The sequence below is a fragment of the Flavobacterium xylosi genome, from assembly GCF_042787345.1.
Lineage (GTDB): Bacteria > Bacteroidota > Bacteroidia > Flavobacteriales > Flavobacteriaceae > Flavobacterium > Flavobacterium xylosi.
On the sequence record NZ_JBHZPZ010000013.1, the window covers coordinates 72785 to 88820 of the forward strand.

12 protein-coding genes are annotated in these 16036 nt (G+C 34.6%); 2 read left to right on the forward strand and 10 right to left on the reverse strand.

The genetic code is table 11. From position 1 onward, the window contains the following. Positions 1-212: 212 nt before the first annotated feature. Both ACFX5E_RS11855 and ACFX5E_RS11860 read left to right on the forward strand, forming a co-directional pair. Positions 213-1652: an alpha-amylase gene (locus ACFX5E_RS11855; protein ID WP_379855369.1), complete on the forward strand. Its 1440-nt coding sequence runs from the start codon at positions 213-215 to the stop codon at positions 1650-1652. Between the two features lie 189 nt (positions 1653-1841). Next, a complete protein-coding gene (locus tag ACFX5E_RS11860; protein WP_379855370.1) occupies positions 1842-3431 on the forward strand; it encodes a peptide chain release factor 3 in 1590 nt (529 codons plus the stop codon). A gap of 80 nt (positions 3432-3511) precedes the next feature. On the opposite strand, the gene ACFX5E_RS11865 is transcribed toward ACFX5E_RS11860, so the two are convergent. From ACFX5E_RS11865 to secE, 10 genes are all read right to left on the reverse strand, one after another. Then, on the reverse strand, positions 3512-3865 hold the full coding sequence (locus ACFX5E_RS11865) for a hypothetical protein (protein ID WP_379855371.1): 354 nt from the start codon (positions 3863-3865) through the stop codon (positions 3512-3514). 237 nt (positions 3866-4102) lie between these two features. Next, positions 4103-4414 carry a DUF3467 domain-containing protein gene (locus ACFX5E_RS11870; protein WP_379855372.1) on the reverse strand — a complete coding sequence of 104 codons (312 nt, stop codon included), beginning with the start codon at positions 4412-4414 and terminating at the stop codon, positions 4103-4105. 10 nt (positions 4415-4424) lie between these two features. Further along, positions 4425-8738: a DNA-directed RNA polymerase subunit beta' gene (gene rpoC / locus ACFX5E_RS11875; RefSeq protein WP_379855373.1), complete on the reverse strand. Its 4314-nt coding sequence runs from the start codon at positions 8736-8738 to the stop codon at positions 4425-4427. A gap of 245 nt (positions 8739-8983) precedes the next feature. Then, positions 8984-12796 (reverse strand): DNA-directed RNA polymerase subunit beta, encoded by a 3813-nt coding sequence (gene rpoB, locus ACFX5E_RS11880; RefSeq protein ID WP_103999665.1) that lies wholly within the window; start codon positions 12794-12796, stop codon positions 8984-8986. Positions 12797-13068: 272 nt separating this feature from the next. Continuing rightward, positions 13069-13437 carry a 50S ribosomal protein L7/L12 gene (rplL, locus tag ACFX5E_RS11885; protein ID WP_039109063.1) on the reverse strand — a complete coding sequence of 123 codons (369 nt, stop codon included), beginning with the start codon at positions 13435-13437 and terminating at the stop codon, positions 13069-13071. Between the two features lie 90 nt (positions 13438-13527). Beyond that, positions 13528-14040 carry a 50S ribosomal protein L10 gene (gene rplJ, locus ACFX5E_RS11890; RefSeq protein WP_073203487.1) on the reverse strand — a complete coding sequence of 171 codons (513 nt, stop codon included), beginning with the start codon at positions 14038-14040 and terminating at the stop codon, positions 13528-13530. 22 nt (positions 14041-14062) lie between these two features. After that, positions 14063-14752: a 50S ribosomal protein L1 gene (gene rplA / locus ACFX5E_RS11895; RefSeq protein WP_379852063.1), complete on the reverse strand. Its 690-nt coding sequence runs from the start codon at positions 14750-14752 to the stop codon at positions 14063-14065. 13 nt (positions 14753-14765) lie between these two features. After that, positions 14766-15203, reverse strand: coding sequence for a 50S ribosomal protein L11 (gene rplK / locus ACFX5E_RS11900; protein WP_035619182.1), 438 nt, complete (start codon positions 15201-15203; stop codon positions 14766-14768). A gap of 67 nt (positions 15204-15270) precedes the next feature. Next, a complete protein-coding gene (nusG, locus tag ACFX5E_RS11905; protein WP_379855374.1) occupies positions 15271-15822 on the reverse strand; it encodes a transcription termination/antitermination protein NusG in 552 nt (183 codons plus the stop codon). A gap of 10 nt (positions 15823-15832) precedes the next feature. Beyond that, entirely contained in the window at positions 15833-16030 is a 198-nt protein-coding gene (secE, locus tag ACFX5E_RS11910) for a preprotein translocase subunit SecE (protein ID WP_073203496.1), read from the reverse strand. Positions 16031-16036: the final 6 nt, after the last annotated feature.

Sequence of the window (16036 nt, forward strand, 5' to 3'; positions counted from 1 at the left end):
TTTCGTAAAAAAGATTACAAAGCCTAACGTAGGAAATGTTACTATTTATATAAATTAGCGAAACGATTAACAATTTGATTAAAAATTGACATTAAAATTAAATTAATATTATTTTTTAGTAGATTTTTTTTTGGATTTTAATATCAAGCAGAAATCTACTTGATCTATTTAACATTAACCAAATCTATTACCTAACCCTAATTATTAAGTTTATGAAAAAACAAAATTTTAAAATTTACGCATTAACGACCCTACTTATTGGCTTTTATTCGTGTAATTCAAATGATGATGTAGTTACCGATTCTGCAGCAGCTGCTTCGCAATTCAAATTAATCAATGTAACCCATCACGACGGACACCCTTTCAGCACCGGAGCAACAACTTCCTCAACAGGAAGATATGTTGCCAATCCTGGCGGTGGTGTTATGATGCAAGCCTTTTATTGGGACGTTCCCGCTGGTGGAACGTGGTGGAATACAATAGGAACAAAAGTAACCGAATGGTCAAATGCCGGGATCGGATCAATCTGGTTACCTCCAGTATCTAAAGCGCAAAATGGTGCCTTTTCTATGGGATATGACCCTACGGATTATTTTGATTTTGGCGATTACAATCAAAATGGTACAATAGAAACACGTTTTGGTTCTAAAATAGAATTGGTAAGCTTAATCACGAAAGCACATACCGAAAACATGCAAGTGTATGCCGACATGGTTTTAAATCACAATAGTGGTGGACAATTAGAAAACAACCCTTTTACAGGAACACAAACATATACCAATTTTACTGGTGTTGCTTCAGGAAAATTCCCTAGAACCAGTGCAGATTTTTATAAAAACTCGTACGGAAATAATGACGAAGGTGCTTTTGGCGGTTTTCCAGATCTGGCACATGTTGTTCCAAATGTACAAGACTGGCTTTGGAAAAGAGCAGATGGTGTTGGTAAATATTACAAAAACACGATGAAATTTGACGGATGGAGATTTGACTATGTAAAAGGCTTTGGCTCATGGGTAGTGAAGGATTGGAATGCAAATGTCGGCGGATTTTCTGTTGGCGAATTATGGGATTCAAACGTAAACACATTGAATGATTGGGCGAACAATGCCAACAGTTCTGTATTTGATTTTGCTTGTTATTACAAAATGAATGATGCTTTTGACGGTAATAATCTTGCTCTTTTGAATGATGATATGATGTGGAAAAGAAACCCATACAAAGCGGTTACTTTCGTTACCAATCATGATACAGATGAAATCTGGAAAAAAGAATTGGCTTACGCTTATATTTTAACTCACGAGGGATATCCAACTATTTTCTACAGAGATTATGAAGAATGGTTAAACAAAACAAAATTAAACAACCTGATTTGGATTCATAACTACAAAGCAACTGGTACAACTTCTATTTTATATTCAGATAATGATGAGTATGTAGCAAGAAGAAATGGATACAATGGAAATCCTGGATTGGTTGTGTACATCAACAATTCTTCCGTTTGGCAAGAAAGATGGATTCAGACTAACTGGACCAACGCACAAATTAAGGATTTCACTGGTAGTTCAACTTGGATACCAACAACCCAAGCAGATAAATGGGTAAAAATTCAGTGTCCGCCAAATGGATATTCTGTTTGGTCTATCAATATGTAAAACATAAATATTCTAGAGGCTGTCTGAAAAGACAGCCTTCTTTTTTTGATCATTAAATCTTTACAATATCAGTTTTGATTTAAAAGTAAACAGATTACCGCATTCTAAATTGACATAAGCAATTAAGAGTATACTATTTTTTTAATTGGCATTTATAAATAGTACTTTTGCAGCCTATTTATATTATACATGAGCTTTTTAAAAGAAATACAACGTAGAAGAACTTTTGGGATTATCTCACATCCTGATGCCGGAAAAACAACACTTACTGAAAAACTCCTTCTTTTTGGTGGTGCTATTCAAGAAGCGGGTGCTGTAAAAAACAACAAAATAAAAAAAGGCGCTACCAGTGACTTTATGGAAATTGAACGTCAGAGAGGGATTTCGGTTTCTACATCTGTTTTGGCATTCAATTATAAAAACAAAAAAATAAACATTCTCGATACTCCCGGACACAAGGATTTTGCTGAGGACACTTTTAGAACTTTGACAGCCGTTGATAGCGTTATTGTTGTAATTGATGTAGCCAAAGGTGTGGAGGAACAAACTGAAAAATTAGTAGCGGTTTGTAGGTTACGCAAAATTCCAATTATTGTCTTCATCAATAAGATGGACCGCGAAGGAAAGGATGCCTTTGACTTAATGGACGAAGTGGAGCAAAAACTTGGTTTAACAGTTACACCGCTTAGTTTCCCGATAGGAATGGGTTATGATTTCCAAGGAATTTACAATTTATGGGAACAAAATATCAACTTATTTAGTGGAGACAACCGCAAAAACATTGAAGAAACTATTGCTTTTTCGGATGTTAAAAATCCAGAATTGGAAAAAATAATCGGACAAAAACCAGCCGATACTTTGCGTGAAGAATTAGAATTAATTGATGAAGTGTATCCAAAATTTGATCGTCAAGATTATTTGGACGGAAAATTACAACCAGTATTTTTCGGATCTGCATTAAATAATTTTGGAGTAAGAGAATTATTAGATTGTTTTGTTGAAATTGCTCCATCACCAAGACCAAAAGACTCTGAAACTCGTTTGGTTGATCCAAAAGAAGAGAAAATGTCTGGTTTCGTTTTTAAAATCCACGCTAATATGGATCCTAAACACAGAGACCGTTTAGCATTTATAAAAATTGTTTCAGGGACTTTCGAAAGAAATAAACCTTATTACCATGTCCGACAAAAAAAGAATTTAAAATTTTCCAGTCCAAATGCTTTTTTTGCCGAAAAGAAAGAAATTGTAGACATATCCTATCCTGGTGATATTGTAGGTTTACACGACACTGGTAATTTTAAAATTGGAGACACCTTGACCGAAGGCGAAATCATGAGTTTCAAAGGAATTCCAAGTTTCTCTCCGGAGCATTTTAGGTATATCAATAATGCGGACCCAATGAAAGCTAAACAACTCGATAAAGGAATTGATCAGCTGATGGATGAGGGAGTTGCTCAGTTATTTACGTTAGAAATGAATAACCGAAAAATTATTGGAACTGTAGGTGCGCTTCAATATGAGGTAATTCAATATCGATTGGAACACGAATATGGTGCAAAATGTACGTATGAAAATTTCCCGGTACACAAAGCATGTTGGGTAAAACCAAACGATTCAAAAAGTGATGAGTTTAAAGAATTTAGAAGAATCAAACAAAAATTCTTGGCGCATGATAAATACGGACAATTGGTGTTTTTAGCCGATTCTGATTTTACGATTCAAATGACACAAAATAAATATCCAAATGTTAAGTTATTCTTTACGTCGGAATTTGAATAATTTCTAAAATACTATTTCATAAAAAAAACGCTAATTATCAAATTAGCGTTTTTTTATGTTTGGTTATTTATATCTAAAATTTATACAATTGTACTTTCTAAATTTATGGCTTTCTTCAAAAAAGCTTTAATTAACAAACGATTTGGAGCCATTCCAGAAGTCATGATTTGTTTCTTAGTATTGACACTCTCAGTTGAAATAGTTCTGTTAGGATCTTGTTTTGAGCCCATAAACCAAAGAACAAAATCTATGTTTGAAGAAACCGAAGTGTTTTCTTGTTTTGCAATAGTGTTACTTTCAATTACATTGTTCACAACTTCAATCTTTTCTATAGTTTGTCCAAAAACAGAAACATTACAAAACAAAGCAAAAACTACCATTATAAAAATAGTTGTGATTTTATTGTTCTTGTCTTGTTTAGAAAAGTTGCTCATAAAATAATTCTTTTACAAAAGATAACTGCTATCTTTTATTCTTGAGCGAAACTAGGCCTTTAAAATAGCAGTAAAAAATATTTTCGATGAACAGCCTTTTTATCGGTTAAACTACAAAATCAGTATTTTTTGGTTGTTACTTATCAAAGTATTCCTTCAAATCAAATCAGAAATCACAAAAAAATTGGCATAAAAAAAGGCTCCATTTCTGGAGCCTTTTCTACTATTCTATTACAATTAAGCCTGACCTGCAGGACCAAAATTAAGAGGAATTGGAGGTTGTTCAGTGTCTTTTATCTCGCCATGAGCAGATTCAAAACGTTGAATATTTTCTCCAATAGCCTTCAATAGTCTTTTGGCATGCTGTGGTGTCAAGACGATCCTTGATTTTACTTTAGCCTTAGGAATACCTGGCATAATACTTACAAAATCTAAAACAAATTCAGAAGAAGAATGATTAATTATAGCCAAGTTGGAATAAATTCCTTCAGCCGTTTTTTCATCCAACTCAATGTTGATTTGCTCTTGTTGTTGATTAGAATTACTCATATACCTTAAATTAATAAATGTATTCCTCTTTGTTAGCCATCATATCATTATAATCTTCTTTTGAACCTACAATTGTATTGTCATATTCTCTCATACCAGTTCCGGCAGGAATTCTATGACCTACAATTACATTTTCTTTCAATCCTTCTAAGTAATCGATTTTACCTGCAACAGCAGCTTCATTCAATACTTTAGTAGTTTCTTGGAACGATGCAGCAGAGATAAACGATTTAGTTTGAAGTGATGCTCTTGTAATACCTTGTAAAACTGGTGTTGCAGTTGCAGTAACAACATCACGAGCCACAACAAGATTTTTATCTGTACGTTTCAATAAAGAGTTTTCATCACGCAACTCACGAGGCGTAATAATTTGTCCTTCTTTCAATGCACTAGAATCTCCAGCATCTTCAACTACTTTCATACCATATAATTTATCGTTTTGAACGATGAAATCTTTAGTGTGAATCAATTGATCTTCTAAGAATAATGTATCACCTGGATCTTGTACTCTTACTTTACGCATCATTTGACGTATTACTACTTCAAAGTGTTTGTCGTTAATTTTTACCCCTTGCAAACGGTATACTTCTTGAATTTCATTAACCAAATACTGTTGAACAGCTGCTGGTCCTTGAATTCTTAAAATATCGTCTGGAGTAATTGCACCGTCAGATAAAGGTACACCTGCTCTTACGAAGTCATTTTCTTGAACTAGAATTTGGCTTGATAATTTAACCAAGTATTTTCTAATGTCACCAAATTTAGATTCGATAACGATCTCACGGTTACCTCTTTTGATTTTTCCAAAAGAAACAACACCATCAATCTCAGAAACAACAGCTGGGTTTGAAGGATTACGAGCTTCTAACAACTCTGTAATTCTTGGTAAACCTCCTGTAATATCTCCTGATTTAGAAGAACGACGTGGAATTTTCACCAATACTTTACCTGCTTTAATTTTCTCCCCGTTTTCAACCATCAAGTGGGCTCCAACTGGTAAGTTGTAAGAACGAATCAATTCATTGTCTTTACCGTAAACCAATAAAGTTGGAATTAATTTTTTAGCTCTAGATTCAGAAATTACTTTTTCTTGGAAACCAGTTTGCTCATCAATTTCAACCATATATGATTGACCTTGCTCTAATTCTTCGTAAGCAATTTTACCAGTAAATTCAGAAACGATAACTCCATTATATGGATCCCATTTACAAATTACATCTCCTTTAGCAACAGATTGACCGTCTTTAACGAAGATACTTGAACCGTAAGGGATATTATTAGTACTTAATAAAATACCAGTTCTTTCATCAATTAATTTTAACTCAGTAGAACGAGATACTACAATATCAACTGCATTACCTTCGCTATCTTCACCTTTAACCGTTTTTAAATCTTCGATTTCAAGTTTACCATTAAATTTCGTAATGATACTTGATTCTTCAGATATACCACCCGCAACCCCACCAACGTGGAAAGTACGTAATGTTAACTGTGTACCAGGCTCTCCAATAGATTGTGCTGCAATAACACCAACAGCTTCTCCTCTTTGAGTCATTTTTCCGGTAGCTAAATTTCTACCGTAACATTTAGCACAAATTCCTTTCAATGCTTCACAAACAAGAGGCGAACGAACTTCCACTTTCTCAATTGGAGAAGCTTCAATTTGTTTCATCAATGCCTCAGTGATTTGCTCACCAGAACGAACAAGTATATCATTAGTTAAAGGATTAATTACGTCTTGCAATGCAACACGTCCTAAAATTCTTTCTCCTAAAGTTTCAACTATTTCTTCATTCTTTTTCAATGCTGATACTTCAACACCTCTAAGAGTACCACAATCGTCAATGTTAACAATAACATCTTGAGACACATCATGAAGTCTTCTTGTTAAATATCCTGCATCGGCCGTTTTCAAAGCAGTATCCGCAAGACCTTTACGCGCACCGTGAGTAGAGATAAAGTACTCAAGGATAGAAAGACCTTCTTTAAAGTTAGACAGAATCGGGTTTTCAATAATTTCACCACCACCAGCAGTAGATTTTTTAGGCTTAGCCATCAAACCACGCATACCGGTTAACTGACGAATTTGTTCTTTGGAACCCCTTGCTCCAGAATCAAGCATCATATACACAGAGTTGAAACCTTGTTGGTCTTCTCTAATGTTTTTCATTGCCAATTCTGTCAATTGAGCATTTGCTGAAGTCCATACATCAATAACTTGGTTGTAACGTTCGTTATTAGTAATAAGACCCATATTATAATTTACAGAAATACCTTGAACCTGTTCTCTGGCGTCTGCAATTAATTTAGGTTTTTGTTCTGGAATTCTAATATCACCAAGAGAGAATGACAATCCACCTTTAAAGGCAAATTTGTAACCCATATCTTTCATGTTATCCAAGAAAGCCGCAGTTGTAGGTACATCGGTAGCGCTTAAAACGTGTCCGATAATATCTCTAAGGTTTTTCTTAGTCAATACATCATTGATATATCCAGCTGCTTCCGGTACTACTTCATTAAATAATACACGACCGGCAGTAGTTTTAATAATTTGGTAAACTAAGTCACCTGCTTCATTAAAATGTTTTGCTCTAATCTTAACAGAAGCATTCAATTCTAATCTACCTTCATTCAAAGCAATATTTACTTCTTCAGCAGAATAAAAAGTGATTCCTTCTCCCAAAATTTTAAGCTCAGGTGTAGATAAACGTTCTTTGGTCATATAATATAGACCCAAAACCATATCCTGAGAAGGTACCGTAATTGGAGCTCCATTTGCAGGATTCAGAATATTATGAGAACCCAACATTAATAGTTGTGCTTCCAAAATAGCTTCTGGTCCTAAAGGCAAGTGAACTGCCATTTGATCCCCATCAAAATCCGCATTAAATGCAGTACAAACTAAAGGGTGCAATTGGATTGCTTTTCCTTCAATTAATTTTGGTTGAAATGCTTGGATACCTAATCTGTGCAAAGTAGGAGCACGATTTAGTAATATTGGGTGACCTTTGATTACATTTTCAAGGATATCCCAAACTACAGGCTCTTTCTTATCTATTATTTTCTTAGCTGATTTAACCGTTTTTACAATTCCTCTTTCTATCAATTTACGGATAACGAAAGGTTTGTATAATTCGGCTGCCATATCTTTTGGGATACCACATTCAGATAATTTCAATTCTGGTCCAACAACAATTACCGAACGAGCAGAATAATCCACACGTTTTCCAAGTAAATTTTGACGGAAACGTCCTTGTTTACCTTTAAGGGAATCAGATAATGATTTTAATGGTCTGTTTGATTCTGTTTTTACTGCAGATGCTTTACGAGTATTATCGAAAAGTGAATCTACAGATTCCTGTAACATACGTTTTTCGTTTCTTAAGATAACTTCTGGAGCTTTAATCTCCATTAACCTTTTCAAACGGTTGTTACGTATAATTACACGACGGTATAAATCATTTAAATCTGAAGTTGCAAAACGACCTCCATCAAGTGGCACAAGCGGACGCAATTCTGGCGGAATAACTGGTACCACTTTCATAATCATCCATTCCGGACGGTTCTCACGGTTCAAGTTAGACTCACGGAAAGATTCAACAACTTGCAATCTTTTTAACGCTTCAGTTTTACGTTGTTTAGACGTTTCATTGTTAGCATTATGCCTTAATTGGTAAGACAATTGATCTAAATCAATTCTTGCTAATAAATCCATAATACACTCTGCTCCCATTTTGGCAACAAATTTATTAGGATCAAAATCATCAAGATACTGGTTGTCCGCAGGGAGAGTATCTAAAATATTTAAATATTCTTCTTCTGTCAAGAAGTCTAGTCTTTGTACTGATTCACCTTCTGCATTTTTAGCAATACCTGCTTGGATTACTACGTATCTTTCGTAGTAGATAATCATATCTAATTTCTTAGATGGAAGACCAAGGATATAACCAATTTTGTTTGGAAGAGAACGGAAATACCAGATATGAGCTATTGGCACAACTAGATTGATGTGACCTACTCTGTCTCTACGTACTTTTTTCTCAGTAACTTCAACACCACAACGGTCACAGATGATTCCTTTGTAACGTATTCTTTTGTATTTACCACAAGCACATTCGAAATCTTTAACTGGTCCGAAAATTCTTTCGCAGAAAAGACCATCACGCTCTGGTTTGTGAGTTCTGTAGTTGATTGTTTCAGGTTTTAATACTTCACCTCTTGACTCTTTCAAAATAGATTCAGGAGAAGCAAGGCCTATTGAGATTTTATTAAACCTTTTTACAGGGTTTTTATCTTTATTGTTATTATTTCTATTATTCATCATAGCTTTTACTATTGATTTATTTGCAATTAAAAATTGATTTTAGATTTATGACTTAATTAAATCATTAAACTATCACCTCGAATTACTTCTCTAAACTTCAAATAAAAATTTTGAAGTGCTATTTACTAAACCTTTTGGGTCTTAATAAAAAATCGGAACGGGTTACGGGTATAAATCCTAAAAACTTTTATAAATGCCAAAGTAGAGACGCGATTAATCGCGTCTCTACAGTGACAAATTATTATTTATTCTTCTAAACGAATGTCAAGTCCAAGACCTTTCAATTCATGCATTAATACATTGAATGATTCAGGTAATCCTGGTTCTGGCATAGATTCTCCTTTTACGATTGCTTCATAGGTTTTAGCTCTACCGATAACATCATCAGACTTCACAGTCAAGATTTCTCTAAGAGTACTTGATGCACCATAAGCCTCAAGTGCCCAAACCTCCATCTCTCCAAAACGTTGACCTCCAAATTGAGCTTTACCTCCAAGTGGTTGTTGAGTAATCAACGAGTATGGACCTATAGAACGTGCGTGCATTTTATCGTCAACCATGTGTCCAAGTTTCAACATGTAGATAACTCCTACTGTTGCCGCTTGATGGAAACGCTCTCCTGTACCACCATCATATAAATGTGTATGTCCAAAACGTGGTACTCCAGCTTCGTCAGTCAATTCATTAATTTGATCTAAAGTTGCTCCGTCAAAAATTGGTGTAGCAAATTTTCTACCCAAATTCTGTCCAGCCCAACCTAAAACAGTTTCATAAATTTGACCAATATTCATACGTGAAGGTACACCTAATGGGTTCAACACGATATCTACTGGTGTTCCGTCTTCAAGGAAAGGCATATCTTCATGACGAACAATACGAGCAACAATACCTTTGTTACCGTGACGTCCTGCCATTTTATCCCCAACTTTCAGTTTACGTTTCTTAGCAATATAAATTTTAGCTAATTTCAAAATTCCAGCTGGTAATTCATCACCAACAGTAATTGTGAATTTCTCTCTACGTAATGCTCCTTGTAAATCGTTCAATTTAATTTTATAGTTATGAATTAAATCATTAACCATTTTATTAGTAGCATCATCAGCTACCCATTGACCTTTACTTAAGTGAGCAAAATCTTCAACAGCATAAAGCATTTTTTGAGTATATTTTTTACCTTTTGGTAAAACTTCTTCACCCAAATCATTCATTACACCTTGAGATGTTTTTCCGTTTACAATCAAGAAAAGTTTTTCAACTAATTTGTCTTTTAATTCAACAAATTTAACTTCAAACTCCATTTCAAGTGCTCCTAAAGCATCCTTGTCCTGAGTACGTTTACGTTTATCTTTTACTGCTCTTGCGAACAATTTTTTATCTAAAACAACACCATGTAAAGAAGGAGAAGCTTTTAATGAAGCATCTTTTACATCACCTGCTTTATCCCCAAAGATTGCACGAAGCAATTTCTCTTCCGGAGTAGGATCTGATTCCCCTTTTGGCGTAATTTTTCCGATAAGAATGTCACCAGGTTTAACCTCGGCTCCAATTCTAATCATACCATTTTCATCTAAATCTTTAGTAGCTTCTTCAGAAACGTTCGGTATATCGTTCGTTAATTCTTCGTTACCTAATTTAGTATCTCTAACTTCTAATGAATAATCATCAACGTGAATAGAGGTAAAAATATCGTCACGAACTACTTTTTCAGAAATTACAATCGCATCCTCAAAGTTGTACCCTTTCCATGGCATAAACGCAACTTTCAGGTTTCTACCTAAAGCTAATTCACCATTTTGAGTAGCATAACCTTCTGACAATACTTGTCCAGGAACCACCCTATCCCCTTTTCTTACGATAGGTTTTAGATTGATACTTGTACCTTGATTGGTTTTTCTAAATTTAATTAGATTGTATGTTTTTTCATCAGGCTCAAAACTTACCATTCTTTCTTCCTCAGAACGATCGTATTTGATAGTGATAATATTTGCATCTACATATTCAATAACTCCATCTCCTTCAGCGTTAATTAAAACTCTAGAATCAGAAGCAACTTGACGCTCTAAACCAGTTCCAACAATTGGAGCTTCAGGGCGAATTAATGGTACGGCCTGACGCATCATGTTAGATCCCATCAAGGCTCTATTCGCATCATCATGTTCTAAGAAAGGAATCAAAGAAGCTGAGATAGAAGCAATCTGGTTTGGCGCAACATCGGTATAATCTACTCTTGTTGGTTCAATTACCGGGAAATCACCTTCTTGACGTGCAATTACGTCTTCGGCAGTAATTTTTCCAGTAGCATCCATTTGAATGTTTGCCTGAGCAATCATCATTCCTTCTTCTTCTTCTGCGCTTAAGTAAACTGGAGTAGACACTAAATCTACAGTTCCATTAGTTACTTTACGGTAAGGTGTTTCGATGAAACCCATTCCGTTTACTTTAGCATAAACACCAAGAGATGAAATCAAACCAATGTTTGGTCCCTCAGGAGTTTCAATTGGACATAAACGTCCGTAATGCGTATAGTGAACGTCACGTACCTCAAAACCTGCTCTTTCTCTCGAAAGTCCACCTGGTCCTAGTGCAGATAATCTTCTTTTGTGCGTAATCTCGGCTAGTGGATTCGTTTGATCCATAAACTGAGACAACTGGTTTGTTCCAAAGAAAGAGTTGATAACAGATGATAATGTTTTAGCATTAATCAAATCTATTGGTGTAAACACCTCGTTATCTCTAACGTTCATACGCTCTCTAATAGTTCTGGCCATACGAGCTAAACCAACACCGAATTGTTGAGACAATTGTTCACCAACTGTTCTAACACGACGGTTTGATAAGTGATCAATATCATCAATCTCTGCTTTAGAGTTGATTAATTCGATCAAATATTTTACAATGGTAATGATATCTTCTTTGGTAAGCACTTGCTTTTCCATTGGAATATCTAAACCAAGTTTCTTGTTCATTCTATAACGACCTACTTCACCTAAGTTATAACGTTGGTCAGAGAAGAACAATTTATCTATAATACCACGAGCAGTTTCTTCATCAGGCGGTTCTGCGTTACGCAATTGTCTGTAGATATGTTCAACAGCTTCTTTTTCAGAATTTGTTGGATCTTTTTGAAGCGTATTGTGAATGATGGCATAATCCCCTTGATTAGCATCTTCTTTATGCAACAAAATAGATTTAACGTTAGAATCAATGATTTCTTCAACATTATCTTTATCGATAATGGTATCTCTATCAAGGATTATTTCGTTACGTTCTATAGAAACTACTTCACCAGTATCTTCATCTACGAAATCTTCATGCCATGTATTCAATACACGAGCAGCTAATTTTCTACCGATATATTTTTTAAGTCCTGTTTTTGAAACTTTAATTTCCTCTGCAAGATCGAAAATCTCTAGGATATCCTTGTCTCTTTCGAATCCAATTGCACGGAATAAAGTTGTTACAGGTAATTTTTTCTTTCTGTCAATATAAGCATACATTACGCTGTTTATATCTGTAGAAAATTCTATCCAAGAACCTTTAAAAGGAATTACCCTAGCAGAATATAATTTTGTTCCATTTGCATGGAATGATTGACCAAAGAAAACACCTGGTGATCTATGTAATTGAGAAACAACTACACGCTCAGCACCATTAATAACAAAGGTACCACTCGGTGTCATATAAGGAATTGTACCAAGATAAACATCTTGAACAATAGTTTCAAAATCTTCATGTTCTGGATCTGTACAATATAGTTTTAACCTTGCTTTTAAAGGCACACTATAGGTAAGTCCTCTTTCTATACATTCTTGAATTGTATAACGTGGTGGATCTACAAAATAATCAAGGAATTCTAATACAAAGTTATTTCTTGTATCAGTAATTGGGAAGTTTTCCATGAAGGTATTGTAAAGCCCTTCGTCGCCTCTTTCGTCAGATTTAGTTTCTAATTGAAAAAAATCTTTGAACGATTTAACCTGAACATCTAGAAAATCTGGATAATCAGGAATATTTTTTGTTGAGGCAAAATTCAATCTTTCGGTCTGATTTGTTATCATCAATGGACAAAATTTTGATTAAAAAGTAATTTTTTTGTATAAATATTGATCTATTTATACTTTTCATTTACAACCATTACATCTTTAAAAACCAATTTAAGATAACTACTTTCTTATTATCTGTTAATTTTTTTTCCTCGTAATGGGTAAAATGAACTTATTTTAAAAGACTACTATGTACTAATACAAGGTAGACTTTTGTTATACGAAAAAGGGTTTAGGTCTTTGGATGTACATCCAAGACCTAAACCTAATTCCCAAAAAGAGTTAAACTATTTAAGTTCAACCTCAGCTCCAGCTTCTTCTAAAGATTTTTTAAGCCCTTCAGCTTCTTCTTTAGAAACACCTTCTTTTACATTACTAGGTGCGCTATCAACTACATCTTTAGCTTCTTTCAAACCTAAACCTGTAAGTTCTTTAACTAATTTTACAACTGCTAATTTAGAAGCACCTGCTGCTTTTAATACAACTGTAAATTCTGTTTGAACGTCTTCAGCAGCAGCTTCACCACCACCTGAAACTACTACAGCTGCAGCAGCTGGTTCGATTCCGTACTCATCCTTTAATATTGTTGCTAATTCGTTAACTTCTTTTACCGTTAGGTTAACTAATTGTTCTGCGAATTGTTTCAAATCTGCCATTTTTTCTATCGTTTTAAAATGATTTGTAAAAATATAATTTATTTATTGTGCGCTTTTTTAAATAAAAACTAGAGCAAGACTCTATTCTTATTATGCTTCCACTTCTTCTGTAGCCTCTTCGCTTTTTGCGAATTGGTTTTGAAGAGCAGAAATAACTCTTTGTGCTGGTGACTGCAATAATCCAATAAGTTCGCCAATAAGCTCTTCTTTAGATTTAATAGTTGCTAATGCATCTAATTGATCATCTCCAATATAAATTTCAGCATTAATATAAGCTCCCTTCAATACAGGTTTAGCTGATTTTTTTCTGAAATCTTTTATTATCTTACCAGGAGCGTTTGCTATGTCAGAAATGAATATAGCACTATTACCAGTCAATACTGAAGGTAAATCTCCATAATCATTAGCTGAAGCTTCCATTGCTTTTGCAAGCAAAGTATTTTTAACAACTTCTAATTTTATACCTGCTTTAAAACACGCTCTTCTCAAGTTTGAAGTAGTCTCTGCATTAAGTCCAGAAATATCAGATACATAAACAATGTTTGTACCAGCTAACTGTGCAGTTAAAACTTCAATCGCGATTGATTTTTCTTCTCTAGTCATACTAAAAATTTTTAACTACCAATTATACTGCTTTAGGGTCCAATGCAATTGCAGGACTCATAGTGCTAGTTAGGTAAATACTTTTGATGTAAGTTCCTTTAGCCGCAGTTGGTTTAAGTTTGATTAATGTTTGAATAATTTCGTGAGCATTGTCAACAATTTGTTCAGCTCCAAAAGAAACTTTACCAATTCCTGCATGCACTATACCAGTTTTGTCAACTTTAAAGTCAATTTTACCAGCTTTTACCTCTTGAACAGCTTTTGCAACATCCATAGTTACAGTCCCTGTTTTAGGGTTAGGCATTAAACCTCTAGGTCCTAAAATACGACCTAATGGACCTAATTTACCCATAACAGAAGGCATAGTGATAATTACATCAACATCTGTCCAACCGTCTTTTATTTTTTGTAAATAATCGTCAAGACCTACATAGTCTGCCCCCGCTGCCAAAGCTTCCGCTTCTTTGTCTGGAGTAACCAATGCTAATACTTTAACGTCTTTACCAGTTCCATGAGGTAATGTTACCACACCTCTAACCATTTGATTCGCTTTTCTTGGATCTACACCCAAACGAACTGCGATGTCAACAGACTCATCAAATTTTGCAGAAGAAACTACTTTTATTAATGCCGCAGCATCTTTAAGAGAATATAGTTTGTTCTTTTCAATTTTTGAAGCAGCCTCTTTTTGCTTTTTTGTCAATTTTGCCATGTCTTTCTCTTAATTAAAAAGGAGAATCTCCTGATACAGTTATACCCATAGATCTAGCTGTTCCAGCAACCATACTCATTGCAGACTCCATAGTGAATGCGTTTAAGTCTGGCATCTTGTCTTCAGCAATAGCTCTAATTTGTTCCCAAGTAACACTAGCTACTTTTTTACGATTAGGCTCACCAGAACCAGATTTTAGCTTTGCAGCTTCCATTAACTGAACTGCTGCCGGAGGAGTTTTTACAACAAAATCAAATGATTTGTCTTTATACACAGTAATTTGTACTGGGCATATTTTGCCGGGTTTATCTTGAGTTCTAGCATTAAATTGCTTACAGAACTCCATGATGTTTACCCCAGCAGCTCCTAAAGCAGGTCCAACCGGTGGCGATGGATTCGCAGCACCTCCCTTAACTTGTAGTTTAACTACCTTACTAATTTCTTTAGCCATTTTTTAAAAAATTTAACATTACAATCATTGGAAGCGATTGCAATGGATATTATAGATGTAACAAAAATTATACTTTTTCAACTTGCATAAAACTCAACTCTAACGGTGTTTTTCTTCCGAAAATCTTAACCATTACCTCAAGTTTACGCTTTTCTTCGTTAATTTTTTCAACAGTACCGTTGAAACCATTAAACGGACCATCAACAACTTTTATAGTTTCCCCTAAGTTGAATGGTATAGATCGAGTATCTGTATTCACAGCTAACTCATCCACTTTACCTAACATTCTGTTAACTTCAGAAACACGTAACGGAACTGGTTCTCCATTTTTTGTTTCACCTAAAAAACCAATAACGCTTGTTATAGACTTAATAATATGAGGGATTTCACCAATTAGGTTCGCTTCTATCATTACATAACCCGGAAAATAAACTTTATCCTTGATTATTTTTTTTCCTTCTTTAACAGTAACCACTTTTTCAGTAGGAACCAGAACTTGCGAAACATAATCACCCATCCCTAATCTTGCGATTTCAGTTTCGATGTATGCTTTCACTTTATTTTCTTGTCCACTTACTGCTCTAACGACATACCACTTTTTTATATTACTATCTGCCATAACAAAAAAATTATGCTTTTATCCAGTTAAAAAATCCAGCTAATGCTTTTGCGAAAATTTCATCAACTCCCCAAGTTGCCAAAGCGAATACTACTGAAAATACAGCAACAACAATCGTTAGACGTTGTACTTCAGCCCAAGCTGGCCAAGTTACATTTGACTTTAACTCCTCAAATGCTTCTGATATGTAATTAACAACTTTTGTCATTGTGAT